The organism is Streptomyces sp. LS-MS-L19, from assembly GCF_058382285.1.
In genome coordinates, this window is sequence record NZ_JBYCLL010000001.1 from 4605432 (window position 1) to 4628993 (window position 23562).

Here is a 23562-nt window from a genome sequence, read left to right on the forward strand (position 1 = left end):
GCCGGCCTCCTGAGCCGGCCGCCGACGGGATCAGCACGTGCCGACCGGAGCGTCGGCCGGCAGGCCGAAGTGGGTGCGGGCGGCTGCTTCCAGGGTGGTGGTCGGGACGGTGTCGTCCAGGGAGGCCGCGGTGGCTCGGCCGAAGCGGGACGTCAGCCACTGCGCGTTGCCCTCGCCGTCGGGCGGCACCTCCTGGGACACGACCCGGTAGTCGCCGTCGGCCTCCCGCCGCAGCCGCATCACCTGCGGCACCTCGGCCCCGGCGCACTCCACCAGGCCCCCCGAGCGCACCCCGTACTCCGCGCACACCGTGCTGACCCCGGCCCGCACGAGACCGTCCCGCTCGACGAGGTCCACGGCCCGCGCCCGGCAGAACCACCGCGCGCCCTCCGGCTCCCCGGCCCCGCTCCCGCGCACCTGCTCCACGAGCCGCGCCTCGATCGCGGGGCGCACCTCGTCCCACAGCCGCCCTTCGACCTCGACCGGCCGCATGGCCCAGACACCGCTCGCCACGAGGACCGCCACCGCCCCGACACCAGGTCCCCAGACTCGTACGGAAGTCACCCGGAGCTCCTCACCGCCGACGCGCACCACGCCGGCTCCGCCTGTTCAGACAGGTGGAAGGTGCTCTTGGTTGCCCCGCCGCTCCCCCGGCGAGGTGAGAGCCCGGCGCATCTCCTCGGTGAAGCGGCGTCCCACCGGGAGGAGTTCGCCGCTGCCGAGGAGGGTGTCGACGGCGCCGCGGGTGTACCCGTACCAGATGGCGTACTCCCGTTCGGACCGGGGATCGGCCGGTGCGGTGGTGCGCTCGGTGTGCCAGAAGTCGCACACGCCCAGGTGGGCGTAGGTGCCCTGGAGGAGGGCGTCCAGCGGGCGGGGGTCGGGGCGCCAGGGCGCGTGGTAGCGGGCCGATGACACCGGGCCGTGCAGCGGGACCAGGTCGAGCAGGGCGCCGAGCTGGATGTGCAGGAACTCGTGGACCAGGGTGAGTGCGAGGAGCACCGGGTCGCCGGGCGGGGACAGGGCGACGGCGCCGTAGGCCCGGCGGGCCGCGGAGCTCACCGACGTGCCGCCGGGCGCGGGACGCAGCGGCACCAGGGTGGTCAGACAGGCGGCGACGGCCTCGGCGTGCCAGGGATGGCGGCGGACCAGGACCCGCCAGGCGCCGTCCAGCAGCCGCTGCCAGTGGTCCACCTCCTCGCCGGTCTGCGGGTCGGCGGGCCGGTGACCGTGCACGCTCCGGTGGGGGCCGCGGTCGGCCAGCCGCAGACGCAGTACGGCGCCGTCGCACGCGCTGGTCAGCAGTCGCGGTCCGGAGAGCGCGGCCGGGCCGCCGTGGACCAGTTCGTCGAACCAGGCGAGGTCGGGACGGCCGCCACGAGCCTGTTCGGCCAGCGCACGGGCCAGTCCCTCGTCCAGGTAGGGGTGGAGGATCGTCTCCTGCCAGCGGCCGGGGTTCTCGCGGCGCATCTGGTCGAGCCGCCGTGCGGACGCGGCGAAGCCGGTGTCCTCGGGCAGGGACCGGCGTACGGCCACCGTCAGCAGCAGGCGTTTGCTGAGCTGGCCGCGCCGCAGCTCGGCGACGGCCGCGGCGCCGCCCCGGGCCCGGGCGACGGCGTCGAAGGTGTCCGGGGCGACGGAGTGCGTGGGGAGGGTGTCGGGGGGCGGGGCGGGCACGGAGGGCTTGCTCCTCACGGGTCGGGGCGGCCGTGGGACGCCGGTGTCAGCGCGGGGCCGGCTGCGCGGCGGTGCGCAGTGCCGTCATGTCGTCGCGCACGCGGCCGGCGATGTGGTCGACGAGCACGGCGAGGTCCGGGCAGTAGACGGACGGGGCGGCGAAGGGGGTCGGCATGGCCCCGGGGTGGTAGCGGTGGGCGTACAGGCCGCCTCCGCACACCGTCGAGCGGGGGCAGGCCGCGCAGACGGGACCGAGCCCGGCCCGCCCGCGCTGACGCACCTGGAAGGCCTCCTGGCGGGCGGCGTCGGCGAAGGTGTGGCGGTAGACGTCCAGACCGGTGGAGGGTGCTCCGGGATAGGCCACCTTGAGGGAGTCGGCCTGCTCGATGGTGCCGTCGGTCTCGACGACCACGAGGTCGACGGGGGTCAGTCCGACGGTCTCGCTGCTGGCGGTGCCGCCGAGCAGCAGCACCAGGATCTCCTCGAAGAGCCGGATCCCGGTCTCCCGGCGCGGGGCGTCGTACCAGCGGTCGAACACCGCGCACAGCCATCGCGCGTACGGCACCCGCTCCGCGGGGAGTGCTCCCGGTGCCGTCCGGGGCGGGGTGGTGCGGTCGGCCAGTCCGGGCGGCGGGGTCTGCCAGGTGGCGTGCGGCAGGAGCAGGTCCAGCCGGGGCGGCGCGAACTCCAGCAGCGCCTCGTAGGTCTCCACCGGGTCGGCGTCCAGGTCGATGGTGCACAGCACACCGGCGTACAGGGCGCGGTGGGGCCCGTCCAGGAGGCGGAGCGCCCGGGCGACATCGGCGTGGCTGCCGCGGCCGTCGGGTCGCCGGCGATGCCGGTCGTGGGTGGTGGGGGTGCCGTCGAGGCTGACCCCCACGCGCACCCCGTGACGGGCCAGAACCGGCAGCAGCGCCGGGTCCTCGACGAGCCGCAGGCCGTTGGTCTGGAGGTCGAGCCGCAGCCGCGCCACGCCGTCGAGGGCGCCGGTGAGTTCGCGCAGCACGGCGTCCAGCCGCTGGGCCCCCACCAGGAGCGGTTCACCGCCGTGCAGCACGACACGGACCTCGCTCAGGGCGTGGTCCCGGGCGTGCTCGGCGATGAGTGCGGCCGCGCGGCGCACGGCGCCGGGAGCCATGGTCCGGGGGCGGTCGCGCCAGCTCTGGTCCACCGACTCGTAGACGTAGCAGTAGTCGCACGCGAGATTGCAGCGGCTGTGGATCTTCAGCAGGAACTGCCGGAAGGGCACCATGGTGGCGGCATCCTACAACCCGTCAGCTACGGGGCTCGTGGGCAGCCGGACGGCTCCTGTGCCGTCCGGCGTCTCACAGGGGCGGTGGCTCACAAGGGCCGCGGCTCAAATGGTCGGTGGCTCGATGTCGGAGTCCAGGCGGACACCGCGGGCGATCGCGAGCGTCGTCGGGTGGTCGTCCCCCAGGGTGCGTTTGGCGCGGGCCAGGGCGTCCTCGCGCAGCGCGTCCGCCTCCGCCTCGCGGCCCAGGGCACGCAGGCTCAGCGAGAGGTTGGAGGCGCTACCGATGACGTCGTAGTGGTCGGGACCGAGGGACCCCAGCAGCCCCTGGCGGGCGCTCGCCTCCATGTCGGCGGCCTCCTGGACCCGGCCCACCGCGACCAGGTCGTTGGCGTGGTTGAGCATGCAGCTGTACGTGTAGGGGTGGGTCTCGCCGAGCGCCGTGCGCAGATGCTCGACCGTGCGCCCGGACAGCGCGAGCGACTCCTCGGTGCGGCCCAGCAGCCTCAGGTACACGGACATGTTGTTGGCGCAGACCAGGGTGACGGGGTGTTCCTCGCCGAGGTAGTCCTTGTAGCGGCCGAGGGCCCGCTGGGCGTAGTCCTCCAGCGCGTGCGCGGTGTCGCCGAGCGCGGCGAGGTCGCCGGCGAGGCTGCACGCGACGGCGAGGGTGTCGTAGTGGTCGGGGCCGTGCGCCTGGAGGTAGCGGTTGTAGATGTCCTGGTCGATGTCACGGGCCTCGGCGTAGCGGCCGTCCCGGCGCAGCGCCACGGCGAGGTTCTTGCGGGCCCGCAGGGTGTCGCTGTGCCCGTCGCCGAGCAGTTGCTGGTAGAGGCGGGTGGTCGTCTCCAGCAGGGTCAGGGCCTGCTGGAGCTCCCCGGTCTCCCGCAGGTCGCGGGCGTAGTTGTTGGCAAGGTTCAGCGTGCGCGGCTTCATGCTGCCCTGGTTCTGCCGCTGCCGTTCGTAGGCCGTCCGGTGCAGGTTCAGGGCGGCCCGGCGGTCGCCCGCGAGGTACTCGGACATGCCGAGGTTGTTGGCGTACATCAGGGTCCGCTGATGGTCCTCGCCGAACTCGCGGAGCGCCACGTCATAGGTGCTGCGGTCCAGCTCGCGGGCCCGCTGGTAGTCGCCGAGGGCCCGGAGGTCGGCGCCGACGTTGCCGGCCGCGGCCAGGGTGGCCGGGTACTCCGCTCCCCGGATGGCGGTGAACCTCTCCAGCACTTCCCGGTCGACCTTGTACGCCTCCCTCAGCCGGCCGAGCGAGCGCAGCACGTTGCCGAGCTGGGTGCGCAGCAGGAGGGTGTGCGTGTCGTCGAGGCCGCCGCCCGGGAAGTCGGGCCGGCGCCAGCGTTGCAGGGTGCGTTCGGCGAGGTCGTGGGCCGTGCTGTAGAGGCTGCGCTTCCACAGGTAGCGCACCGAGTCGATGATCAGCTTGCGTACCTCGGGGTTGGGGTCGGCGGCCGCGCGCGAGGGTTCCAGGTGCGGAAGGAGTTCGTCGTACTCGTCCCAGTCGGCGGTGGACTCCGGGTTGCCCGGGTTGGCGTCCGCGAGCGCGGCGTGCACCACCCCGCGCAGTTCCGCCCAGCGGGACGCGCCGACCCCGTCCCGGATGACGGCCTGGACCAGCCGGTGCACGGTGAGGGTCTCGCTGCCCTGGTCGCTGCGGGCCAGCCCGTACCGGTTGAGCAGACGCAGCAGCTGGGCGACGGCCATCTCGTCGCGGGGCTCGTCGGCGTCCATGGTCAGGGCCCGGGTGACGGCCCGGCCGTAGAGCAGCCGCATGGGGATGGGGTCGGGGCCGAAGAAGGAGCAGATCTCCAGCATCTCGGCCGCGGCCCGGTCGCGGCGGCGCAGGTCGTCCACCGAGATCTGCCAGGTGCGGGCCGCGGAGGTGGGGTACTCCCGGGGCGGCAGCTGGGTGTGTTCGAGGGTGTCGGCGGGCCGGTCCCGGAGTTGGGCGAGGTAGCGGTCGACCGGCATGTTGCTCTCGCTCAGCCAGGTCGCGGTCTGTCCCACCGCGAGGGGCAGGTCGCCGAGTTCGTGGGCGATCTGCTCCGCGTCCTCGGCGGACAGCGACGGACTGAACCTGTGCAGCAGCTCCACGCTCTCCGCGCGGGTGAACACCTCCACCTCGGCCCGGCCGGCGCTGTTGACCCAGGCCCGGTCCCTGGAGGTGACCAGCACATGCCCGCCGGGCGGCCCCTCGGGGAGGAGGCCCTCCAGTTCCGTGGGGCTGCCGGCGTTGTCGTACACCAGCAGCCAGCGTTCGAAGGGCCGTCCCTGTCCGAGGGCGCGCAGCACGGCCTCCGCGGTGCTGCCCACGTCCTCCCCTTCCTCCAGGTCGAGGTAGGGGGCGAGGTCCGCGAGGGCGGAGCGGATCAGGCCGGGCTGGGCGGCGTTCATCCACCAGACCACGTCGTACGCCGACTTGTAGCGGTGCGCGTACTCCAGCGCGGTCTGGGTCTTGCCCATGCCACCGAGCCCGTACAGCACCTGGCTGGGCACGGCGGCGGTGGGGCCGGCGGTGAAGTGATCACGCAGCCGTTCCAGCAGCGAACCCCGGCCGGTGAAGGAGAGGTTGCGGGAGGGCAGGCGCTGGGCCGCGGGGATCGAGCCGGGAAAGCCGGGCAGGCCCGAGACGGTGACCGAGGTGGTGCCGTCCGGGAGGTGCCGGCCCGGCGGCGGCCCGAGGACGGCGAGGAGCTGGTCGACCGCCTCGGTGGGGCCGCAGCGGCTGAGGTCGGCGATCACGCTGTCGAGGTAGGGCTCCACGGCCGCGGGATCGAGTTCCTGGACGCGGACGGCGACCAGGCCGGGTCCGCCGACCGTCTCGTGCCCGGTCAGCTGGAGCCGGACCGTGGCGGCCCGCGACTGCGCCGCGTACTCCGGGGACAGCAGCGCCAGTACCCGGCCCTGGCCGTTCAGGGTGCCGGACACCTCGGGCAGGATTCCGCTCTCCGGGGCGACGGTGCTGTGCAGCGAGACCTGGTAGCCGACCGCCTCCAGGGCCTCCGCCGCCCACTCCGCCCAGATCCGGCCCAGCGGGGCGTAGCTGATGTAGATCTGGGTGGGCAGGGCACGGGGGGTCCGCAGGTACGCGGTGCGCAGTTCGGCCCGCCGGTCGGCGGGCAGCGGGGCGAGCCGACGCACCCGGCCCTCCGAGATCCACTCGGTGAGCCGCTCGAACGCGGTGAGCAGCGAGCGCTCCTGGTGGGGCCGGTCGGCGACGGTGGCGGGGATCTCCTCGTAGGCGTAGAAGGCCTTGTAGGGGATCTCTATCTCGCCCCAGTAGCGGCTGTGGTCCGCTTCCGGCAGCCAGGCCAGGTAGGGCGCGAACTCGGCGCGGGAGAAGTCCCGTCCGGCTTCCAGCCGTTCGGTCTCGGCCTCCTCGACCCGCATGGGCACCGGCAGCACCCTGATGGGGCGGGGCGCGGAGCGCTGGACGGCGGCCGCGGCGTCCACGCCGCCGCTGATGCTCTGGACGCTCATGGTGAAGCAGTCGATGAGGATGTCGGGCAGGACGATGGTGCAGATGCCGGAGGTGTCGCTGACGCCCGTCCGGCTGTCGATCAGCACATAGTCGTAGTGGGAGATCATCTCCTCGCGCAGCGCCTGGAGGAAGTGCCCGCCGCCGTGCCGGTCGTAGAAGCTGTGCCAGTTGAAGCTGGTGACGGCGGCCGAGTAGGCCGCCGTCTGGCGGCCGGCGGGCAGGAAGTCCAGTCGGCCGCCGGAGGGCAGTTCCAGGAGCAGTCCCACGGTGTACGGCGTCAGGTCCGCGGCGGCCCGCAGCCAGCCGTCGGACTCGGCGGCGGAGGTCGCCGCGGAACGCTGCTGGGGAACGCCGGCGGTCTCGCGGACCGGGGGTGCCTCGGGGCTGAGGACCGTACGCACATAGGCCTGCACCATGTTGATCAGGCCGGGGGACGAGCGCAGTTCGGGGTCGACCAGCAGCGGGTGCAGATAGCGGTGCAGACCCGGGGCCTCCAGGTCCCAGTCGACCAACAGCACCCGGTGGCCGCTGCTGGCGAGGATCCAGCCGACGTTGGCGAGCGCCATCGTGCGCCCGGTGCCGCCCTTGTACGAGTAGAACGTGACGATCTTGCCCGGGGCGGTGGGGCTACTGGTCATCGTCTGAGTCCTTCGCAACGCGCGGCGGGGCGTCCCAGTGGGGGGTGACGGTGGTACCGAGGAAGGGGAACGACAGCGGGGGGCCGGTGGCCTCGGGGGCGGGCGGTTCGGCCGGGCCCGGGATGGTCAGTTCACCCATCGGGGGCGGGGTGGGGCCCGTGGGGAGCCGGTAGGGGGTGGTGCTCTCCATCTCCATCAGCCGGTTCTGCGCCACGGTCAGCATCACGGCGAGCCGGTCCTCGAACTCGTCCGCGTTGACCCGCACCCGGAACAGGGGGTCGTGCGGGTCGTTCTGCCGGCGCCAGTTGCGCCACAGCACGCTGCTGAGGTCCTGCCAGATCGCCGCGTCGCCGCCGGACTCCTCGTCGGAGTCGTGACAGGGCACGAGCACGCCGGTGGCCGGGCGGTTCTGGCGGTCGTAGTCGGCGAGGGCGTCCCGGTAGGTCTGGCTGCGCACGGCCCAGGGGTCGACGAGGAGGATGCTCGTCTGGTTGTTCACCATGGTCTCGTCCAGGCGGCTGCTCAGCTCGGCGTCGACGACCTCGACGTTGCTGGTGTAGCCCTCCTCCCCGATCACCTTCTGGGCGCGGACGGCGACGGAGGGGTGCTTGGGCGGGTGGTACGGCGTCCACTCCCGCGGTGACCGCCCGTAGTACTCCGGCCGGTGCCGTCCTTCCGGTAACGCGTTCACCACCCCCGCGGCCACGAAGACCTGGACGTGCCCGGTGCCGGGTTCGGCGGCCCGTTGGTGCTCGGCCACCGGGAACAGCCCGCGCACCTCGCCGAGGTCGAGGTCGGGCGTGAACGGCAGCCGGAACCGGTCGGCGGCGATCCGCACCCGGGCGGCGACCTTCGCCACGACCCTGGCGTACGCCGCGCCCTTCGGGTCGGTGCGCAGGAGCTGCATGAGGCCCTGGCTGGTGTACTCCTCGCCCATGCCGCCCTCGTGGTACTGGAAGCGGGCGATCTCGTCCGGCAGCTCGCCCTCCATGGGCGCCCACAGCACCGGGACCAGAGCGGGGACGTCGATCTCGGTCTCCCGGCGGTACTCGTTCAGCCGCTCCCGGAAGGCCGTCCACTCCTTGCCGCAGTACTCGCTGTTCAGGTAGGCCGGGGAGTACAGCGCGACAAAGGCGCGGCAGTGCCCGACCGCGGCACCGAGCACCCGGGCCCAGTCCGAGCCCAGGCCGAGCCCTTCGACGTCCCGGAACGGCGGCTGGGCCGCGGGATCGGCGCCGATCCGGCGAAGCTCCCGTACGAGATCGTCGTAGAACCGCTTGACGAACTCGTCAGGGTTGTCCTTCCGCGCATAGCTGAGGAAGAAGTACGGCTCCTGAACCAAGGCGTCCCCCGATACTCCCTGGCCGGCCTGCCGGCATACCACCTGTACGTCGGAGCACGTCCGGGTCATACCCAGCGCGATGACGCCTCAAGCTGTCGGCTTCGGACAACTGTCCGAGGAGGTGGGGAGGGGGCAGGACGTGCTCAGATGGAGGAGTCGAAGGCGGCGTACGGCACGCCCACCGGGTTGACCGCCTCGTCGACCACGCGCCGCAGCGCCGCGTCCAGCGCCATGCCGGGCCGCTTTTCGAGCAGCTTGTCCAGCGCTTCCGTGCTCAGCTCCGTGACATCGAGCAGGCATGAGTCGATCACGGCGCTAGCGTCCATCGGCATCCTTCGCACACACGCGTGCTTTGGCAGAAGTGTGCACGCGAAACCTGCCACACCCTATAGCCAGCGAGCCGCCTGATTCCAGGCGCCACAGGCCGTCCGGCACCCGCCTCCCGCCCGATGGGGCACACTGGACGTTTGGCCGTCCGGAAGGGATGTGTACGTAGGTGAACGGTCCTCTCATCGTCCAGTCCGACAAGACGCTGCTGCTCGAGGTGGACCACGAGCAGGCCGACGAGTGCCGGCGGGCCATCGCGCCGTTCGCGGAGCTGGAGCGGGCGCCGGAGCACATCCACACCTACCGGGTGACGCCCCTCGGGCTGTGGAACGCGCGCGCCGCGGGGCACGACGCCGAGCAGGTGGTGGACGCGCTCGTGCAGTACAGCCGGTACCCGGTGCCGCACGCGCTGCTCGTCGACGTCGCCGAGACGATGGACCGCTACGGGCGCCTGACGCTGAGCAAGCACCCGGCGCACGGGCTGGTGCTCACCACCACCGACCGGCCGGTCCTCGAGGAGATCCTGCGCTCGAAGCGGATCACCCCGCTGGTCGGGGCGCGGCTCGACCCCGACACCGTGGTCGTGCACCCCTCCGAGCGCGGGCAGATCAAGCAGACCCTGCTGAAGCTGGGCTGGCCCGCCGAGGACCTCGCCGGGTACGTGGACGGCGAGGCGCACCCGATCGAGCTGGCCGAGGACGGGTGGGCGCTGCGGCCCTACCAGAAGCAGGCGGTGGAGAACTTCTGGCACGGCGGGAGCGGCGTGGTCGTCCTGCCCTGTGGCGCGGGGAAGACCCTCGTCGGCGCCGGGTCCATGGCGCAGGCCAAGTCGACCACCCTCATCCTCGTCACCAACACCGTCTCGGCCCGGCAGTGGAAGCACGAGCTGGTGAAGCGGACCTCGCTCACCGAGGAGGAGATCGGCGAGTACAGCGGGACGAAGAAGGAGATCCGGCCCGTCACCATCGCCACCTACCAGGTGCTGACGACCCGGCGGAAGGGCGTCTACCCGCACCTGGAGCTGTTCGACTCCCGGGACTGGGGGCTCATCGTCTACGACGAGGTGCACCTGCTGCCCGCGCCCGTCTTCAAGTTCACCGCCGACCTCCAGGCCCGCCGCAGGCTCGGCCTGACCGCGACCCTGGTGCGCGAGGACGGCCGGGAGTCGGACGTCTTCTCGCTCATCGGACCCAAGCGGTTCGACGCGCCCTGGAAGGAGATCGAGGCGCAGGGCTACATCGCGCCCGCCGACTGTGTCGAGGTCCGGGTGAACCTGACGGACTCCGAGCGGCTCGCCTACGCCACCGCCGAGCAGGAGGAGAAGTACCGCTTCTGCGCCACCACCGCGACCAAGCGGAAGGTCACCGAGGCGATCGTGAAGCGCTTCGCCGGGCAGCAGATCCTCGTCATCGGCCAGTACATCGACCAGCTCGACGAACTCGGTGAGCATCTGAACGCCCCCGTGATCAAGGGCGAGACCTCCAACGCCCAGCGCGAGAAGCTCTTCGACGCCTTCCGGGAGGGCGAGATCAGCGTGCTGGTGGTGTCGAAGGTGGCGAACTTCTCCATCGACCTGCCGGAGGCGACCGTCGCCATCCAGGTCTCGGGCACGTTCGGGTCACGGCAGGAGGAGGCGCAGCGGCTGGGGCGGGTGCTGCGTCCCAAGGCGGACGGGCATCAGGCGCACTTCTACTCGGTGGTGGCGAGGGACACCATCGACCAGGACTTCGCCGCGCACCGCCAGCGGTTCCTGGCGGAGCAGGGGTACGCCTACCGGATCGTGGACGCGGACGAGCTGCTCGCGGAGAGCTGACCGGCGGTCGGCCGCGGCTACCGGCGGCGGACGCCGGCTTCCTGGCCGTACTCGCCGAGTATGACGACGTCGAAGGCGGCGCCGGCGAAGACGCGGACGGCGCGCAGGGCGTCGCCGAGACGGTGGGTGGTGTGGCCACCCGATACGGGGGTCGCGCCGGACGGGCGACCGGGGGCTGGGGTGAAGGTCGCTGCACTCATGTCTCCATGGTGGCCGACCAGGCATAAAGGGGGCATCGGTCCCAGGTAGCCACTTCTCGTGCTACCTGAGTACCGCCCGCGGGTGGAGCCACCCCCACCAGGAGGAGGGGCGATCCCTTAGGGGGCCGGAGAAATCCGTTGGCCCTCTCTCACCCCGCCCCTCTAGAATCTCCGCTCTTGCCCGCCTCCCTCACGGAGTGCCGCCGCCCGGACGGAAACCGGTCGGCATCCCACCACGCGGCCCGCAGCACCTTCGGAGGCACCCCCTTGTCCAGGCCGTCCACACCCGTGCCCGCGACCGACGACCCCCTCGCCCGCGAACGCTCCCACCTCGCCGCGTCCCGCGCCGCCCTGCGCGCGATGCGCGAGGACGTCGAGTCGCTGGACATCAAGGACGTCACCGCGAACTGGGTCAACGCCGAGGTCCTGGCCCGCCAGATCGAGGAGCGCATCAAGGCGCTGGCCGACCTCACCGACACCCCCCTCTTCTTCGGCCGCCTCGACTACCTGCACGCCCCCGGCGCCGAGCAGGCGGAGGGCGCGGAGGGCGAGCGCTTCTACATCGGGCGCCGGCACGTCCACGACCACGACGGCGACCCGATGGTCATCGACTGGCGGGCGCCGGTCTCGCAGCCGTTCTACCGGGCGTCCAAGAAGGACCCGATGGATGTCGGGCTGCGCCGCCGCTTCGGCTACACCCGCGGCGACATCACCGCGTACGAGGACGAGCACCTCTCCGACCCGGCCGAGGCGGCACAGACCAGCAAGCTGCTCCAGCAGGAGATCGAGCGCCCGCGCGTCGGTCCGATGCGCGACATCGTGGCGACCATCCAGCCCGAGCAGGACGAGATCGTACGGTCCGGTCTCGGCGGCACGGTCTGCGTGCAGGGCGGCCCCGGCACCGGGAAGACCGCCGTCGGCCTGCACCGGGTCGCCTATCTCCTCTACGCCCACCGCGAGCGGCTGGCCCGCACCGGCACCCTCGTGATCGGACCGAACCGGTCCTTCCTGCACTACATCGAGCAAGTGCTGCCCGCGCTGGGCGAGTTGAGCGTCCAGCAGGCGACCGTCGACGACCTCGTCGCGAAGAGCATCGAGGTGCGCGGCACCGACGACGCGCCCGCCGCGGTCCTCAAGGGCGACGCGCGGATGGCGGAGGTGCTCAAGCGGGCCGTCCACTCCCACGTCACCATGCCCACCGAGCCGGTGATGGTGGTGCGCGGGTCGCGCCGCTGGCGGGTGCCGGCGTACGAGATCGAGGAGATCGTGCGGGAGCTGCTGGACCGGGGCATCCGCTACGGCGCCGCCCGCGAGGCCCTTCCGCAGCGGATCGCGCACGCCGTGCTGGTGCAGATGGAGCGGTCCGGGGAGGCGCCGGACGACCGGGTGCAAGACGCGGTGGCCCGCAACTCCGCGGTGAAGGCGGCGGTGAAGGCGATCTGGCCGCCCGTCGACCCGGCCAGGCTCGTCCTGCGCCTGCTCACGGACGCGGACTTCCTCGCCGAGCACGCGGAGGGCGTCCTCGACGAGGACGAGCGGAAGACGATCCTGTGGGCGAAGCCGGTGCGCTCGGTGAAGTCGGCCAAGTGGTCCGCCGCGGACGCGGTGTTGATCGACGAGGCGAGGGACATCGTGGAGCGCACGCACTCGCTGGGGCATGTGGTGCTGGACGAGGCGCAGGACCTCTCCCCGATGCAGTACCGCGCGGTCGGCCGCCGCTGCTCGACCGGTTCGGCGACCGTCCTGGGCGACCTCGCGCAGGGCACCACGCCCTGGGCGACCCGGAGTTGGGACGAGGCGCTGGCCCACCTCGGCAAGTCGGACGGCGTGATCGAGGAGCTGACGGCGGGTTTCCGCGTGCCGACCGACGTGATCACGTACGCCTCCCGGCTCCTCCCGCACATCGCGCCGGGCCTGACGCCGGTCGCGTCGGTCCGTGAGAACCCGGGCTTCTTCGACCTGCGCGAGACCTCCGGCACGGGTGAAGTGGTCGCCGCGTGCGAGGAGTTGCTGCGCAACGAGGGCTCGACGGGTCTGATCGCCGCCGACGCCCGTGTCCCGGAGCTGGCGGACGCGCTGACGGCGGCCGGCATCCCGTACCTCGCCCCCGGTGAGGAGACCACGGCCGAGACCCGACTGACCCTGGTCCCGGCCTCGCTCGCCAAGGGCCTGGAGTACGACTACGTCGTCCTGGACGAGCCCCAGGCGGTGGTGGACAGCGAACCGGACGAACGGACCGGGCTGCGGCGGCTGTACGTGGCTCTGACCCGAGCGGTGTCGGGGCTGATCGTGACGCACTCGGCCCCGTTGCCCGCGGCACTGGCCGGGTAGGGTGCGGATCCGCTCCGCGATGTTCCCCTGCCCCCCCTCAGTCCGAGTCCCGCGACTCCCCCTGAAAGGCCCCCTGTTGACCACGCCACCGCCCTCGCACCCCGCATATCAGCCGACGCCGGGGACATATCCGGCACCGGATGCGGGGGCGTACCCGCAGGCGCCGGATGCGAGGGTGTACCCACAGGCGCCGACGCCGGACGGGCATCAACAGGCACCCGCCCCAGGGGCGTTCCCGCGCACACCGACGCCGGGGCCCTACCAGCAGGCGCCCACCCCCGGGCCGTACCCACAACCCCCCGCCCCCGCGCCCCACCCGCAGCCGTACCAGCAACCCCCCGGGTCGGCCCCCTGTCAGATCTGTGGGGCCGTGCCCGCTGCTCCCGTGACGGTTCGGGGGCATCAGGGGATGTTGGTGGTCATGCGGTTCCTGAAGCGCGAGGGGGTGTTCTGCCGGAGCTGCGCGCTGGCGAGCTTCCGGGACATGCAGTCGGACACGATGGTGCTGGGCTGGTGGGGCCCGCTCTCCGTGCTGATCACGCCGTTCACCCTGCTGTCCAACCTGAGCGCCCTGTCCGGCATCCGACGGATCCCGGAGCCGGTCGCGCCCGGGTTCCGGCCGCCCCTGGACCCCGGCAAGCCGGTGTTCAGGCGCCCGGCGGGCATCCTGGCGCTGATCCCGGTGGGTCTGCTGGGCCTGGCGGTGTTCGCGTTCACGGCGCTGCTGCTCGTCGGCCTGGTGACCGGGGCCGGTGACAGTGCCGGCCACCCGACGCTCACGGCCGGCTCGTGCGCCCGCAACGACGCGACCTGGCCGGAACAGGACCTCCACCCGGAGTCCTGCGACTCCGCCGACGCGCAGCTCCGGGTCGCCGCCCCGGTGAATGGCACCTGTCCGGCCGGGGCCTACGTCGCCTACCCGGAGTACAGCGAGCACGCCGACATGTCCCTGTGCCTGCGGCCCATGAAGGGCTAGCCTCCGTCCACCGCCCGCCGCCACTCCCGTACCGCCTCCGCCGAGACCGGCACCTCCCACCCGCGCGGCCTCGCCGCCCCGCCGATGTGGAACGCGTCGACCCCCGCCGCACGGAGCCGCGGCACATGCTCGAGCCGCAGCCCGCCCCCGACCAGCAACCGCTGCTCGTACCCCGGCTCCCCGGCCCTCGCCGCCTCCGCGAGCAGCACGGGGAGCCCTTCGTCCACCCCGGCCGCCGAGCCCGCGGTGAGGTAGGTGTCCAGCCCCGGAAGGTCCGCCAGTTGCTTGCGCAGCGCGTCCCGGTCGGCGGCGTGGTCGATCGCCCGGTGGAAGGTCCAGCGGCACCCGTCCAGGACCCCGACGACCTGCTCCACGGCCCTCAGATCGACCTCGCCCGCCGTGTCCAGGAACCCCAGCACGAACTCCTCGGCACCGGCGTCCCGCAGCTCCCGTGCCGCACGGACCACCCGCGCGACCTCCCCGGCACCGAACCCGTCGGACAGCCGCAGCATCGCCCGCACCGGGATGTCCACCGCCCCCCGGATCCCGGTGACCGTCGCGACCGTCGGCGTCAGTCCGTCCGCGGCCATGTCGGTCACCAGTTCCAGCCGGTCCGCGCCTCCGGCCTGGGCGGCGACCGCGTCCTCGACGTCGAGGGCGATCACCTCCAGGAGTGCACGCTTGCTCATGGGACCCCATTCGTCGACGGCCTTGGGCGGCTACAGGTCTAGTCCATACAGGTCTAGTCCAATTCAAGAATACGCCGCGACCGGGGTCCCCTCGCCAGTGCGTCTCAGGCGATCCCGGCGAAGATGTTCAGCTCCTTCGCCTCCACCCCCGCGAGCTCGTACGCCCGCCCCTCCACCGGACGCCCCGAGTACAGCCGTACGAGTGTCGCCGCGTCCCCGATGTACCGCGCCGGAGTGCGGTCACCGGCCGCGTCACCGAGCCGGAGCGGTTCGTCCAGGTCGTCGAGGTCGGCGTGGAGGGGGAGGTGGCCGCGTTCCCGGGTCGCGCGGGCGAGGAGGGCCAGCGCGTCGGGCAGCCCGGCACCCTCGTACGCGCCCGGCTCCCCGAGCACCTCGCGTACGTCCCCCGCGTGCACCCACTCCCCCAGCGCGATGATGTCCAGGACCCCGCCCGCCCCGGCGATCACCGGACCGGCCTCCGTCATTCCGCGCTCCAGTTCGTCCACGACCTGCTGGTGGGTCCAGTCGGCGCGCTCGGCGATGTCCCGGTCGTTCGACTCCGGTGAGAACACCCCCTTCTCGAACCGGCCCTCCACCACCCGGATCAGCGCCGACGAACAGTGCGCGAGCACGTCCCGCACGCTCCACCCCGGACACCCCCGCGTCGGCAGCGCGAAGTCGGCGTCCGGGCGGGAGCGCAGGAGGGGGATCAGGGCGTCGCGTTCGGTGGCCAGGAGACGGCCGGGCAGCGAAGGGTCTCGTACGTCGTCAGCAGTCATGGGGCCAACCTGCCAGGGGGTCGGCCGGGGGGACAATGAGGCCATGGCCGATCTCGACGACCTCCGCGCCCGTTTCGCCGCCGCTCTGGACGGAGCGAGGGGCACCGGCGGCCCCGACCCGCTGCCGTACGCCGACCATCTCCTCGACCGCTGGCAGGAGCCGCAGCGCAAGTACCACACGCTCGCTCACCTCACGGCGGTCCTGGACCACGTCGACGTACTGGAGGAGTACGCGGACGACCCCCACCTGGTCCGCCTCGCCGCCTGGTTCCACGACGCCGTCTACCTCCCGGACCGCTCGGAGAACGAGGACCGCTCCGCCCGCCTCGCCGAACGCGCCCTCCCCGAGGCCGGTGTCCCGGACGACGGAACGGCCGAAGTGGCCCGTCTGGTCCGCCTCACCACCACCCACGCCCCCGCCGACGACGACCGCAACGGCCAGGTCCTGTGCGACGCCGACCTCGCGATCCTCGCCGCGCCGCCCTCCGGGTACGCCGCCTACACGGCCGCCGTACGCGAGGAGTACGGCTTCGTGCCCACCGACGCCTTCCGGGAGGGCCGGTCCGCGGTCCTGCGTCAGCTGCTCGACCTGCCCCGGCTGTTCAGGACGCCGTACGGCGCACGGGAATGGGAGGCGACGGCCCGCTACAACCTCACCTCGGAGCTGGAAATGCTGTCGCTCTGAGGCCCCCGGGGCCATAGCCTGCCCGCATGGCAGACACAGGGGTCGTGGGTGGGGAACGGGTGGCGGAGGCCGTCGCGGGCGCGGTGGCGGCGCTGCGGACGGCGACGGACCGGGACTGGGCCCAGGTCCCGGCCGGCCGGGTGGAGTGGAGCTGCCTGAAGACGGCCGAACACATCGCGAGCGATCTCATCGCGTACGCCGGGCAGTTGGCGGGCCGGGCGCAGGAGGCGTACGTCCCCTTCGAGATCTTCCTGGAGGAGGGCACCGACGCGGAGGGCGCCCTCCAGGTGATCGAGACGGGCGGCACGCTGTTCGCGGCGACGCTCCGCAGCACCCCCCGTGAGACCCGCGCCTTCCACCCCTACCCCTTCCGCAGCGCGAACCGAGAGGGCTTCGCCGCGATGGGCGTCGCCGAGGTCCTGTTGCACACGTACGACATCGCGCAGGGCCTGGACCTCGACTACGAGCCCTCCGCACACCTCCCCGAGTACGTCCTCACCCGGATCTTCCCCGAGGTGCAGCCGGGCCCCGACGCCTGGCGCACCCTCCTGTGGGCCACCGGCCGCGGCGACCTGCCGGGCCGCGCACCGCGCACCGGGTGGCGCTGGAGCAACAACCTCGTCCTGCCCGCCGAACGCCTCACCCTCCAGGGTGTCACCCCGGCCGCCGCCGCCGAGCTGGCCGCCGGGGGCGACGGCGGCTTCGCGTGGGTCGAGGACGGCCCCTTCGAGGGCACCCGCGAGGCCGCCGGCATGACCCTCAAGGCGTACGAAGCGGGCGTCCACCGCCCGGAGTTCGGCCTCTTCGTCCTCGTACGGCGCGAGGACGGCCGGGCGATCGGCGGCATGGGCTTCCACGGCGCCCCCGACGAGGACGGCCGCGCCGAGGTCGGCTACGACCTGGCCCCCTCCGCCCGCGGCCAGGGCTACGCCACGGAGGCCCTGCGCGTCCTGAGCGACTGGGCGCTGGCCCGCGACGACGTCCACAGCCTGTGCGCCACCATCGAGCCCGACAACGCGGCCTCGCAGCGGGTGATCGCCCGGGCGGGCTTCGTCCGGGCGAGCGTGGCGGAGGAGCAGGCGTACGGCGAGACGGAGACCGGCCTTCGCCTGTACGTCCTGACCGGGCGAACCGCCTGACGCCCCTTGGCCTGTACGTCCTGACCGGCCGACCCGACTAGCGCCCCTTCGGCCGCCGCAACCCCGCCCCGTTGAGCAGCCGCACCACGTCCCGGCTGCTGACCTCGACCGCACCGGCCGCCACCACGTCGGCGTACCGGTGCGACGGGATGTCGTAGTGGTCGCGTTCGAAGGCGCGCCTCGGGACGCCCAACTGCTCGGCGAACGCATGGAGTTCCTCGAAGGAGGTGTCGCTGACCAGGTGGGACCACAGGCGGCCGTGGCCCGGCCAGGTCGGTGGGTCGATGTAGACGGTCACGAGGAGCGGCTCCCGCCCATGGCGGTGCCGAGCGAGCCGATCGCCGCGACCTTCACGCCCGCCTTGTGGCACACCCAGTGCGGGTCGGCGCCGAGTTCCGGTTCGACCTCCAGGGCGTGCGGGTCGCCGGAGCCGCAGACCGGGCACAGGGGCCAGCGGCCGTAGCGCTCCAGGAGCGCGTCCTGGACGTCCTGGGCGACCAGGCCCGCCACGAAGTCCGCGCCCTCGGGCCACTGTTCCACCCACCAGCGCCGCTGGACGACGGAGTCCTCGACCATCGACACCACGTCCGCCGCGGCGACCTCGCTCGCGGCCAGGTCGGCGAGGACGAGGGCGCGGGCGGTGTGCAGGGTCTGCTCAAGTGGACCGATGGACTCCATGCACCCATTGTGCGGGCTCTTGACCACGGGCCGGAGCCGAAAATATCTTTCAGGTGTGCCCCAGGAAGTGAAGGAAATTTTCGGCAGCGCGCTCGCCGCGAAGGTGCGCACGCTGGGTCCGTCCATGACCCGTTCCATGCAGCGGGTCGCCGAGGCGGTGGCGAACGACCCCGCGGGCTGCGCCGCGCTCACCGTCACCGGCCTCGCGGAACGGACCGGGACGAGCGAGGCGACCGTCGTCCGCACGGCCCGGCTCCTCGGCTACCCCGGCTACCGCGACCTGCGGCTCGCCCTCGCCGGCCTCGCCGCCCAGCAGCAGTCCGGGCGGGCACCCGCGATCACCACGGACATCGCGGTGGACGACCCGATCGCGGACGTCGTCGCCAAGCTCGCCTACGACGAGCAGCAGACCCTCGCCGACACCGCGGCCGGACTGGACACCGTGCAGCTGGGGGCGGCGGTCGCCGCGACGGCCTCGGCCCGGCGGATCGACGTGTACGGGGTGGGGGCCTCGGGTCTCGTCGCGCAGGACCTCGCGCAGAAGCTGCTGCGGATAGGGCTGATAGCGCAGGCGCACAGCGATCCGCATCTCGCGGTGACGAACGCGGTGCAGCTGCGCGCGGGGGACGTCGCGATCGCCATCACGCACTCCGGGGCGACCGGGGACGTCATCGAGCCGTTGCGGGTCGCCTTCGAGCACGGCGCCACGACCGTCGCCATCACCGGGCGGCCGGGCGGGACGGTGGCGCAGTACGCCGACCATGTGCTGACCACGTCCACGGCCCGGGAGAGCGAGCTGCGGCCGGCCGCGATGTCGTCCCGGACGAGTCAGCTGCTGGTGGTGGACTGTCTGTTCGTGGGGGTGGCGCAGCGGACCTATGAGACGGCGGCGCCCGCGCTGGCCGCGTCCTACGAGGCGCTGGCGCATCGGCACCGGCGGTAGCCACCTCAGTTCTCCGGCAGACGCCCGTCAGAGGAAAGAGCCGTTCCACCATGACCTCCACCTCCAACCCCCGTGACCTGCAAGCCCAGTTGGAGTCGCTGACCACCGAGGCCTTCCGGCCCGAGCTCGCCGACATCGATCGGCTGCCGACCCTCGACCTCGCCCGGCTGATGAACGGCGAGGACGCCTCCGTGCCGACGGCGGTGTCCGCGCAGCTGCCGCGGATCGCCGCCGCCATCGACGCGATCGCCGAGCGCATGGCCCGGGGCGGCCGGCTGGTCTACGCCGGTGCCGGGACCGCCGGTCGCCTGGGCGTGCTGGACGCCTCCGAGTGCCCCCCGACCTTCAACACGGACCCGGAGCGGGTCGTGGGCCTGATCGCCGGCGGCCCGGAAGCGCTGGTCACGTCCATCGAGGGGGCCGAGGACTCGGCGGAACTGGCGCGGGCCGACCTGGACGGGCTCGCGGTGACGCCCCTGGACACGGTGGTCGGGGTGTCGGCGTCCGGTCGTACCCCTTATGCCGTGGGCGCGGTGGAACACGCCCGCGCACACGGGGCGTTGACGGTCGGCCTGTCCTGCAACGCGGACAGCGCGCTCGCGGCGGCCGCCGACCACGGCATCGAGGTGGTCGTGGGCCCCGAACTGCTCACCGGCTCGACCCGCCTCAAGGCGGGCACCGCGCAGAAGCTGGTCCTCAACATGCTGTCGACGATCACGATGATCCGCCTCGGCAAGACCTACGGGAACCTGATGGTCGACGTGCGCGCCTCCAACGACAAGCTGCGCGCCCGCTCCCGCCGTATCGTCGCCCTGGCCACCGGCGCCGGCGACGAGGAGGTCGAGCGTGCGCTGGCCGCCACGGACGGCGAGGTGAAGCACGCGATCCTGACGATCCTGGCCGGGGTCGACGGCCCCACGGCGGCCCGGCTGCTCCAGGAGTCGGGCGGTCATCTGCGGGCGGCGCTGGCGGCGGCCCTCTGACTCACCGGCGCACCAGCACGGCGTGGGTGACCTTCGACGAGCCGACCAGCTCGGCGACCCGGTAGCCGTCGATCCCGTCGCCCAGGTTGTCGAGCAGCCGCTCCCCGCGCCCGATGAGCAGCGGCGCGATCACCAGGTGGAGCTCGTCGATGAGCCCGGCGCGCAGGTACTGCCGGATGGTGGCCGCTCCCCCGCCGATCCGGACGTCCTTGCCGTCCGCGGCCTCGAAGGCGCGGGCGAGGACCGTCTCCGGCGGTTCGTCGGTGAAGTGGAAGGTGGTCCCGCCGGCCATCTCCAGGGCCGGGCGCGGGTGGTGGGTGTGGACGAAGACGTCGTGGTGGTATGGCGGGTTGTCGCCCCACCAGCCCTGCCAGGACTCGTCCTCCCAGGGCCCGCGCTGGGGCCCGAACATGTTCCGCCCCATGATCGTGGCGCCGATGTTCTCGTCACCGCGGACGAAGTACTCGACATCGGTGCCGCCCTTCCCGGCGGCGAGGTCCTCCGTCGCGCCGATGAACCAGCTGTGCAGCTCGTCCCCCCAGCCGACACCGTCCCCGAAGGGGGCGTCCAGCCGCTGGTTGGGTCCGGCCATGAAGCCGTCCAGCGAGACCGTCACGTTGTGCACACGAACCTTGGGCATGATCGCCGCCTCTCGTAAGGGGTCGTCCGTCCTCTCACCTGTGCGTCGTTCAGACCCTGACGGATTCGACATCCGGGCGCACTTTTTCCCAGACGAGTGTGTAGCGCCAGAAGAGCCGACGCCGGAGCCGGGCTCCTGGGAGCACTCGGTGGACCTCCCGGACCAGCTCGGTGTACGGGACGTCCGGTTGCCGGGTCACGGCGGTCATCGCGAGAGGAGGTGCCGCGGCCCTGCGGCCCCGGTTCCTGACCCAGCCGAACAGCGGGTTGAGCAGGACCGAGACCAGCCCGAGCAGCTGCTGCACCCGGGTGTCCTCCTCGGCACACCCGACCACCACCAGGGTCCCTCCGGGGGCGAGCTGCCGCCGGAAGTGGGCGAGCGTCTCGGCCAGGGGGAGGTGGTGGAGGACGGCGACGCAGGTGATGACGTCGTAGGGACCACCTCGGGCATACGACGTCCCGTCCGCGACGGCGTAGGTGACGGGGAGGCCCGCCGCGGTCGACTCCCTTGCCGCACCGATGATCCGCCCGTCGCTGTCGATGCCGTGCACCTGGCTCGCGCGGGTGGCCAGCAGCCGGACGAGATCCCCGGAACCGCAGCCGACGTCGAGAACACGGCCGAAGCGCGGGGGCAGCTGCCGCATGATCCACGGGTGGTAGTGGGCGTTGTGCGACCAGGGGTAGGCGTCGTTCAGACGGGCGAGGGCGTCCAGGAGGGGCATGGGCTCATTTCAGCAGGGCACGCGGTGAGCCCGCCGGGGTCTCGCTGGATACCGAAATCCTCGAAGAGTGCGCAGACTGGCACCATGAACCACGCCCAGCTCACCGCCCTAGGCCGTGCCCTGCGTCTTCTCGGCGAGGAGGGAGACGCGCTCACCGCGGACACCCCGGACGCCAAGCTGCACGAGGTGAAGGCCGATCTCAAGCGGGCCCTGGACCTCCTGGAGGACAGCGTCACCGCCGCCGCCCCCACCACCCGCTGCGCCGAGCACCCGAACGGCCCGGTCGACGAGAACGCCCCCGACCTGTGCCTGCTGTGCGAGACCCGGCGCCGGGCGGCCCGGCGCGCCGAGATCAACGGGCCCTACGCCCGCCCGCGGACCGCCGGTCCCACGCCCTCCCGGTACGGGGTGCGCGAGGACCGGCCCCAGCCCCAGCAGCGGTGGCTGCCGGAGCAGTGGACCGGCCAGGAGTGGCAGCTGTGCGGGACGCCGAGGCGGGACCGCCAGGAGGCGGAGCTCTACCTCGCCGCGCAGCGCCGGGGGCCGCGCGCGGCGATGGCGTACCGGCTCGTCCACGAGTTCACCGACTACGAGGTGCTGCGGGTGTGGGGCACCCCGGTGAAGGTGGACATCGAGCCGCTCGGCAACCTCTAGCCCCGGCTACTTGAGCAGCGGGAGCGCGGCGAAGTCGTACGCCTCCCACAGCCGCCGCGAGACCTCCTCCGGGTAGGGCCGTACCGCCGGCTCCACGTCCAGGACCTGCGTCAGCCGGCCGCTCGACGCCTCGTACGCCGGCCAGCCCGGGTCCCCGCCGCGTGCGAACGCCGTCCACGCCGACTGGAAGCGGGCGGTCAGTGCCTTCGCCTCGGGCGGTACCCCGGCCCCCATGAAGAGGAGGCCGCCGAGGTCGGCCTCGTACGTCCCGAACAACAGCGGGATGTCCAGCCCGTGGCACGCGCCCAGCGCGCCGCCCAACGCCGGTGCGGGCCAGGTCAGTTCGTAGACGTGGGCCCGGCCACCGCCCATGACCTGCGCCTCCGCCAGCCGCTGGGACGGCATGTTGAACAGCCAGTCCGTCTGGACGCGTTCGTAGAGTTCGGTCGGTGAGGCGTCCGGGAAGGCCGCCCGGTAGGCGCGCTCCCCGTCCGGGCCGGGTGCGAACATCCGCAGCGCCGCGGCCGCCTGCTCCTCGGTGATCTTGCCGAGCCGCTCGGCCATGGCGAGGAAGAGCCGGTACTCGTCCCGGTTGTGCCCGACGAGCAGCTCCACGTCCCGCCCCGCGCCCGCCGCCAGCGCCTCCCACGGCGTGCACGGCAGCACCTCGCCGTCGACGACCGGGGAGAAGGGGGTGACGGTGGGGGCGACCTGCCCCCAGCGGTCGTCGTACTCCCGCATCCGCAGGCTCAACCGCTCGCCGGCCGCCGGGAGTTCGAGCGGATCCACCTCCGCCAGCGCGGCGGCCGTCGGCGCGGCCCCGGCCTCCTTGCCGATCTCCGCCGCGATGTCCCGGGCGAGCTCGGCGGAGAAGTACGTACCGGGCACGCTCTGCGCGATCGCCCGCCCGAACAGCCCCCGCGCGCTCGGCATCGCCAGCAGGGAGGCCACCGACCCCGCACCCGCCGACTCCCCGAACACCGTGACCTGGCGCGGGTCCCCGCCGAACGCCGCGATGTTGTCCCGCACCCACTCCAGTGCGGCGACCTGGTCCAGCAGCCCCCGGTTCGCGGGCGCCCCCTCCAGCAGGGCGAACCCCTCCACGCCCACGCGGTAGTTGAGGGTGACGACGACCACGTCACCGGCGCGCGCGAGGTGCTGGGCGTCGTAACCGGGGCTGCCCGCGTGACCCAGCTTGTAGGCGCCGCCGTAGATCCACACCATCACCGGGCGGCGGGCCGCCGGGGCCGGGCCGGGCGTCCAGACGTTGACGGTCAGCCAGTCGTCCCCGGTGGGTGCGTCCAGTACGGCCGTACGGCCCTGGAAGCCCGACTCCTGCGGGGGCGGCGGCCCGAACGCATACGCCTCCCGGACCCCCTCCCAGCTCTTCGCGGGCCGCGGCGCCTGGAACCGGGCCTCGCCGACCGGCGGTTCGGCGAAGGGGATGCCCCGGAAGACCGCCAGTCCGTCCTCGGCCCGCCCGCGCACGGCACCGGCCGCCGTACGTACCTCGAGATCCTCGGCTGACGTCATCGTCGAACTCCTCACGGGTCGGGGCTGCTTCACCTCACTTCAGCCCACACCTCTTGCGTGAGTCAACCAAGT

General features: G+C 72.9%; 22 protein-coding genes. 8 read left to right on the forward strand and 14 right to left on the reverse strand.

Features of this window, described 5'->3' with window-relative positions; genetic code table 11:
- Positions 1–30 precede the first annotated feature (30 nt).
- The 6 genes from AC2XR2_RS20475 to fxsA all read right to left on the reverse strand — a co-directional run bounded on the left by AC2XR2_RS20475 (position 31) and on the right by fxsA (position 8710).
- Positions 31–564, reverse strand: coding sequence for a hypothetical protein (locus AC2XR2_RS20475; protein ID WP_491515933.1), 534 nt, complete (start codon positions 562–564; stop codon positions 31–33).
- A gap of 45 nt (positions 565–609) precedes the next feature.
- Complete coding sequence (locus tag AC2XR2_RS20480) at positions 610–1677, reverse strand: aKG-HExxH-type peptide beta-hydroxylase (protein ID WP_491515934.1); 1068 nt, start codon at positions 1675–1677, stop codon at positions 610–612.
- Positions 1678–1723: 46 nt separating this feature from the next.
- The gene (locus AC2XR2_RS20485; protein ID WP_491515935.1) at positions 1724–2929 is read right to left on the reverse strand and encodes an FxsB family cyclophane-forming radical SAM/SPASM peptide maturase; all 1206 of its coding nucleotides are present in this window, start codon (positions 2927–2929) and stop codon (positions 1724–1726) included.
- A gap of 105 nt (positions 2930–3034) precedes the next feature.
- Complete coding sequence (gene fxsT, locus AC2XR2_RS20490; protein ID WP_381299681.1) at positions 3035–7057, reverse strand: FxSxx-COOH system tetratricopeptide repeat protein; 4023 nt, start codon at positions 7055–7057, stop codon at positions 3035–3037.
- On the reverse strand, positions 7047–8399 hold the full coding sequence (gene fsxC, locus AC2XR2_RS20495) for an FxsC protein (protein ID WP_381299682.1): 1353 nt from the start codon (positions 8397–8399) through the stop codon (positions 7047–7049). The genes fxsT and fsxC overlap by 11 nt, the downstream gene beginning before the upstream one ends.
- Positions 8400–8542: 143 nt before the next feature.
- A complete protein-coding gene (gene fxsA, locus AC2XR2_RS20500; protein WP_491515936.1) occupies positions 8543–8710 on the reverse strand; it encodes an FxSxx-COOH cyclophane-containing RiPP peptide in 168 nt (55 codons plus the stop codon).
- A gap of 185 nt (positions 8711–8895) precedes the next feature.
- Here fxsA and AC2XR2_RS20505 point away from each other — a divergent pair, with 185 nt between their 5' ends.
- The gene (locus AC2XR2_RS20505) at positions 8896–10539 is read left to right on the forward strand and encodes a DNA repair helicase XPB (protein WP_330266087.1); all 1644 of its coding nucleotides are present in this window, start codon (positions 8896–8898) and stop codon (positions 10537–10539) included.
- A gap of 17 nt (positions 10540–10556) precedes the next feature.
- Here AC2XR2_RS20505 and AC2XR2_RS20510 read toward each other — a convergent pair whose 3' ends face one another.
- Positions 10557–10739, reverse strand: a complete 183-nt coding sequence (locus AC2XR2_RS20510) for a hypothetical protein (protein ID WP_330266086.1) — start codon at positions 10737–10739, stop codon at positions 10557–10559.
- A 267-nt stretch (positions 10740–11006) separates the two neighbouring features.
- Between AC2XR2_RS20510 and AC2XR2_RS20515 the strand changes: the two genes are divergently transcribed.
- Both AC2XR2_RS20515 and AC2XR2_RS20520 read left to right on the forward strand, forming a co-directional pair.
- Positions 11007–13070: a HelD family protein gene (locus tag AC2XR2_RS20515; protein WP_491515937.1), complete on the forward strand. Its 2064-nt coding sequence runs from the start codon at positions 11007–11009 to the stop codon at positions 13068–13070.
- Between the two features lie 421 nt (positions 13071–13491).
- Complete coding sequence (locus AC2XR2_RS20520; RefSeq protein ID WP_491515938.1) at positions 13492–14046, forward strand: LppU/SCO3897 family protein; 555 nt, start codon at positions 13492–13494, stop codon at positions 14044–14046.
- On the opposite strand, the gene AC2XR2_RS20525 is transcribed toward AC2XR2_RS20520, so the two are convergent.
- The gene (locus AC2XR2_RS20525) at positions 14043–14735 is read right to left on the reverse strand and encodes a copper homeostasis protein CutC (RefSeq protein ID WP_449349124.1); all 693 of its coding nucleotides are present in this window, start codon (positions 14733–14735) and stop codon (positions 14043–14045) included. The two genes, AC2XR2_RS20520 and AC2XR2_RS20525, sit on opposite strands and share 4 nt — an antisense overlap.
- Before the next feature lie 104 nt (positions 14736–14839).
- The gene (locus tag AC2XR2_RS20530) at positions 14840–15514 is read right to left on the reverse strand and encodes a maleylpyruvate isomerase family mycothiol-dependent enzyme (RefSeq protein ID WP_381299687.1); all 675 of its coding nucleotides are present in this window, start codon (positions 15512–15514) and stop codon (positions 14840–14842) included.
- Between the two features lie 43 nt (positions 15515–15557).
- On the opposite strand from AC2XR2_RS20530, the gene AC2XR2_RS20535 reads away from it, so the two are divergent.
- On the forward strand, positions 15558–16199 hold the full coding sequence (locus AC2XR2_RS20535) for an HD domain-containing protein (RefSeq protein WP_491515939.1): 642 nt from the start codon (positions 15558–15560) through the stop codon (positions 16197–16199).
- A gap of 26 nt (positions 16200–16225) precedes the next feature.
- Positions 16226–17338, forward strand: a complete 1113-nt coding sequence (locus tag AC2XR2_RS20540; protein ID WP_491515940.1) for a GNAT family N-acetyltransferase — start codon at positions 16226–16228, stop codon at positions 17336–17338.
- A 37-nt stretch (positions 17339–17375) separates the two neighbouring features.
- Here the strand turns inward: AC2XR2_RS20540 and AC2XR2_RS20545 are convergent, their stop codons facing one another.
- Both AC2XR2_RS20545 and AC2XR2_RS20550 read right to left on the reverse strand, forming a co-directional pair.
- Positions 17376–17636, reverse strand: a complete 261-nt coding sequence (locus tag AC2XR2_RS20545) for a DUF4031 domain-containing protein (protein WP_330266079.1) — start codon at positions 17634–17636, stop codon at positions 17376–17378.
- Entirely contained in the window at positions 17633–18016 is a 384-nt protein-coding gene (locus AC2XR2_RS20550; protein ID WP_330266078.1) for a DUF8819 family protein, read from the reverse strand. Before AC2XR2_RS20550 ends, AC2XR2_RS20545 begins: the two co-directional genes overlap by 4 nt.
- A 55-nt stretch (positions 18017–18071) precedes the next feature.
- On the opposite strand from AC2XR2_RS20550, the gene AC2XR2_RS20555 reads away from it, so the two are divergent.
- Together AC2XR2_RS20555 and murQ are read left to right on the forward strand one after the other, a co-directional pair.
- Positions 18072–18959 (forward strand): MurR/RpiR family transcriptional regulator, encoded by an 888-nt coding sequence (locus tag AC2XR2_RS20555; protein WP_449349121.1) that lies wholly within the window; start codon positions 18072–18074, stop codon positions 18957–18959.
- Between the two features lie 50 nt (positions 18960–19009).
- The gene (gene murQ, locus AC2XR2_RS20560) at positions 19010–19942 is read left to right on the forward strand and encodes an N-acetylmuramic acid 6-phosphate etherase (RefSeq protein WP_381299693.1); all 933 of its coding nucleotides are present in this window, start codon (positions 19010–19012) and stop codon (positions 19940–19942) included.
- Position 19943: 1 nt separating this feature from the next.
- Here the strand turns inward: murQ and AC2XR2_RS20565 are convergent, their stop codons facing one another.
- Together AC2XR2_RS20565 and AC2XR2_RS20570 are read right to left on the reverse strand one after the other, a co-directional pair.
- Positions 19944–20582 (reverse strand): dihydrofolate reductase family protein, encoded by a 639-nt coding sequence (locus AC2XR2_RS20565; RefSeq protein ID WP_381299694.1) that lies wholly within the window; start codon positions 20580–20582, stop codon positions 19944–19946.
- A gap of 49 nt (positions 20583–20631) precedes the next feature.
- On the reverse strand, positions 20632–21303 hold the full coding sequence (locus AC2XR2_RS20570) for a class I SAM-dependent methyltransferase (protein ID WP_491515941.1): 672 nt from the start codon (positions 21301–21303) through the stop codon (positions 20632–20634).
- A gap of 84 nt (positions 21304–21387) precedes the next feature.
- Here AC2XR2_RS20570 and AC2XR2_RS20575 point away from each other — a divergent pair, with 84 nt between their 5' ends.
- On the forward strand, positions 21388–21957 hold the full coding sequence (locus AC2XR2_RS20575; RefSeq protein ID WP_330266072.1) for a hypothetical protein: 570 nt from the start codon (positions 21388–21390) through the stop codon (positions 21955–21957).
- A gap of 6 nt (positions 21958–21963) precedes the next feature.
- Here the strand turns inward: AC2XR2_RS20575 and AC2XR2_RS20580 are convergent, their stop codons facing one another.
- A complete protein-coding gene (locus tag AC2XR2_RS20580; RefSeq protein ID WP_491515942.1) occupies positions 21964–23490 on the reverse strand; it encodes a carboxylesterase/lipase family protein in 1527 nt (508 codons plus the stop codon).
- Between the last annotated feature and the right edge of the window lie 72 nt (positions 23491–23562).